The sequence below is a fragment of the Lysinibacillus sp. NPDC097231 genome, from assembly GCF_044761885.1.
Classification (GTDB): Bacteria; Bacillota; Bacilli; order Bacillales_A; family Planococcaceae; genus Lysinibacillus.
On sequence record NZ_JBIWDH010000070.1, the window covers coordinates 1 to 3,933 of the forward strand.

At 33.9% G+C, this 3,933-nt stretch carries 3 protein-coding genes and 1 rRNA gene; 2 read left to right on the forward strand and 2 right to left on the reverse strand.

Going from position 1 to position 3,933, the window contains the following annotated elements:
- Positions 1-325 precede the first annotated feature (325 nt).
- Positions 326-1,219: a patatin-like phospholipase family protein gene (locus ACIQXF_RS22965; protein WP_402788120.1), complete on the reverse strand. Its 894-nt coding sequence runs from the start codon at positions 1,217-1,219 to the stop codon at positions 326-328.
- A gap of 1,394 nt (positions 1,220-2,613) precedes the next feature.
- On the opposite strand from ACIQXF_RS22965, the gene ACIQXF_RS22970 reads away from it, so the two are divergent.
- Positions 2,614-2,799: a hypothetical protein gene (locus ACIQXF_RS22970; protein ID WP_402788123.1), complete on the forward strand. Its 186-nt coding sequence runs from the start codon at positions 2,614-2,616 to the stop codon at positions 2,797-2,799.
- Positions 2,796-3,683, forward strand: a complete 888-nt coding sequence (locus tag ACIQXF_RS22975) for an IS30 family transposase (RefSeq protein WP_402788126.1) — start codon at positions 2,796-2,798, stop codon at positions 3,681-3,683. Before ACIQXF_RS22970 ends, ACIQXF_RS22975 begins: the two co-directional genes overlap by 4 nt.
- A gap of 164 nt (positions 3,684-3,847) precedes the next feature.
- Here ACIQXF_RS22975 and rrf read toward each other — a convergent pair.
- A 5S ribosomal RNA gene (gene rrf, locus ACIQXF_RS22980) occupies positions 3,848-3,933 on the reverse strand; the annotation flags it as partial.

The window sequence follows — 3,933 nt, forward strand, 5'->3', positions numbered from 1 at the left end:
AACTCTCCATAAAAGAAATTTGATTAGCTCAAATTGTTTTGCTGGCATCTTTATGATGTCCAAAATTTGTTTTGTTCACTAACTCAAGGTTAGCTCCTAAAAACTTTATTGATTACGTTTTGCTTGTTCAGTTTTCAAGGTTCATTTGTTACCGTTCCCTCTTCTGTAAGAGTTAACTTTTATATAATAACATGTTTCATATACAATGTCAAACAGTTATTTTATATTCATATTATCCTAGTTGTGTGTTTCAACAGCAACTTTTATATAATAACACCTACATTTTAGATCGTCAACAGTTTTCTATCATTTTTTTCGAAAGGTACTATAATATAAATCTTGGCCATGTTTTTAAAAATTGAATAGTACGGTTTCTTCCGATTTCTAGAAGTACTTCTTTAGCTTCTTCATCTAAATCAAATTGTGTGGCACTATAATCATCAACGGGGATGAAAATAATATCTTTCTCATGTCGTCTTGAAATATATCTTTCATCATGAGCATCTTTCATAGTTGAAAATAAGGCTTCATATAAGTCTAATCCATTTTTAATTTCATGTGGACACTGTTCTTCCCTACGTCTACTCAATTTTAGTCCAATAATTGGTCGCACTTTCCGACCCTCCCTATCGTCAAATATCCATAGCGGAAAATTACTCAATACTCCACCATCTACAATAATGGATTCTCCTTTTCCTGTTTTTAATGTAACAGGTTCAAAAAAGAATGGGATACCACAGCTCATACGTAAAGCACAGGCAACTGAGAAATTTTTAGCATCAATATGATAGTTTGATAAATCATCTGGTAAAACAATCATTCTACCATTTGTTAAATCAGAGGCCACTAATTTCAAAGAATCTTTCGGTAAATCTGCAAAAGTATAAATCCCTTTTGCAGACAATTTTTGGAAAAACCATTTTTCTAATGCCTTACCTTTATATAAACCTAGATGGCGATAAACATTAACCCACTTCATAAACGGAAATGGTAAGAACGTTTTTCTTGAATCTAGTAATGAAGGTACATCCAGCTCTTCTAGCATAGTTTGAATTTCTTTTCCGCTATATCCTGCAGCAATAAAAGTTGCTAAAATTGCGCCTGCACTCGTTCCAGCTACCCGTCTAAAGCGGAAATTTTCAGCTTCTAGTACCTGATACGCTCCAACCAGTGCAAATCCCTTCAGACCCCCACCAGAAAAAACACCATCAATCCACAAAATTTCCACTCCTTTTTAAAGTAATCTTTACATTATAAGAATCAGTGTCAGCGATTAGAACTAAAATAAACGGATTAATGTGAATTCCTGTACCTCTAAAACTAGAAATACTTATAAAAGTAAAAGGATTAAGCTCTGTATAAACAGTGCCTAATCCCCAGAAAACAACATAAATAAATATTGTAGTTTTATATATCACTTAATTCTTTTCATCATATATTTAAAAAAATGTATTTATTAAAATCGACATTAAATATTCGCATATCCCCCCTCTAAATTAGGTGCTTTGTGAATAACAACTGGAAAAATAGAATTAAGTTTACTTTCCGATATTCTAAAATTTTACTATGTATTCTTTAAACACATTATGATCAATAGATTCTACTTTCTTTCAATCAATCGACTTATTTATTTCTGCACAACAGAACCATAAAGATAAATTTAATCAGTGGAGATCTTCATCCTTCACTGATTATTAGTCTTCACCAATCGGGCATTAGCGGGCAATTAATCTCCACTTAGTTTCTTTGCTTTCCCTGAATTTTAGGTGGAAGTCTTCTGTAGCTGACGCTTTGCTTTCGCTACAAAAAACATTTGCTGAATGAAGTTAATGCGGGATAAATAGAATTATCCATATCGCTTCTATTCTAGCTTGTATTGTTTATGAAAGTATTCACAAGCGTTGGTCCCTTAGAATAGATACCTGACCATTATTACTTATTGCTGCGAATCTTATGGCTTAATTCGATAGAGAAAATTTATCCCTCTTTTTCAATGTATTTCAATGCGAACAAAAATGAAATTGTATTTAAAAATGTATTTATTTTCTTCATTAATTCAGTTGTTATTTGCTTGCTTCTTTAATTTATTCGATTATTCATATCCTTTTCATGGAAAAACATTCTTTAAAACAAATTTAGAATACCTAGTCTTCCTTCATCTGACAAATATGCATCAATGGTATATTCATCATTTTCAATTAATTCTCATTAATAGCTTGAGGAACTTATAATCTTAACTCTATATTAAATATCTATAAATGGTGGGCATTTTTCATAACTCAATATTAATTACACCTTGGTGTGTTTGTTTCTTACGCGCGATTACTTCAGGAACACAGCATTTTTAGACTGAGTTTTCCTATCCCAGTAGTACCTATCACCCTCTAAAAAGGGATTACAACCGCATTCACTTCACGATCTTTAGATTAAAAGTTTCAATAGCTAACGTTTCACTTTACTTTTTCTATTAGAAACATTTGCTGAATTAAGATAAAAATTTAACGGCGAATTGTAAAATCAGATTAGACACTTGATAAAAAAATACATCAAATCGGAAAAATCGTGTATTATTGGAGTTCCTACACAACCAATATACAAAGGAGATTTTTCGATTTGATGCAAACAAAGCGTAACATAAAAGGAACTCAAAAGAAACCAAGACTTACTGAAATTCAACGTGGAAAGTTAGAGGCTTACCTAGATGAAAGGAATTTGTCGAAAGCTGAGATTGCCCGTAAATTGGGGGTTGTCATGCTACAATCTATAACGAAATCAAGCGTGGAACTACCACTCAAGTGAAGCTAGTAAATGGCAAACGAATCTATACGACAAAGTACTTCGCTGCAACTGGTCAAGCGATTACTGAACGAAATGTAGCTTGTTCTCGTAACCCTTTGAAAGTGAAGCGAGTATTGGCTTTTCTAGAATACGCAGATCAATTAATGAAGGAAAAGGAGTGGTCTCCGGACGCTGTTGTTGGTCGTACACTGCTTGATGGTAAGTTTCGTCGCGAAGAAATGGTTTGCGCAAAAACTCTTTATGCGTATATAGATCTTGGGTTGTTGAAAACTAGAAATTCTGACTTAGTTTCCAAGACATCGCGTAAAACAAAGACAGTACGTAAGGCTAGAAAAAATACAAAATGCTTAGGTGAAAGTATTGAAAAACGTCCACAGCACATTGAAACACGAGAGGAATTTGGTCATTTCGAAATCGATTCAGTGATCGGTAGAAAAGACAAAGAAGATGATGTTTTATTAACACTGATTGAACGGAAAACGCGTCGAGAGTTTATTTTCAAAATGGACGGTAAGGATGCGGATTCTGTGAACTATGCGATTGAAACCATTCTAAAGAATTTTGGGGAGTTAGCACCTAAACTATTCAAATCCATTACAGCAGATAACGGGAGTGAGTTTTCAGAGCTTGCAGAAAAGTTCCAAGAGTTGATGGGGATTTACTTCACACACCCCTACTCATCATGGGAGCGAGGAACAAATGAAAATCACAATAGAATGATTCGTAGATGGGTACCAAAAGGAACGTCCATAGAGGACTACAGTAGATCTTACATCCAATCTGTAGAAAATAAAATGAACCACTTGCCACGACGAATACATGGATTCAAAACGCCGCATGAGATGTTTGAGGAAGAATTAAAGAGATTAGGAGATTCAGCATAAGAAATCTAGAATGTAATAAAAAAGTGTCTAACTTGATATTGCAATTTACGATAAAAATTTAACTATAAAAAAAGAAACTATAAAATAATAGTTTCTTGGCTAATTAAATAAGTTATAGTATTAGTCATAAAAAAACAGCCAGCACATAGCTGACTGTTTCGATTGCCTAGCGACGTCCTACTCTCACAGGGGGAAGCCCCCAACTACCATCGGCGCTAAAGAGCTTAACTTCCGTGTTCGGTATGGGAAC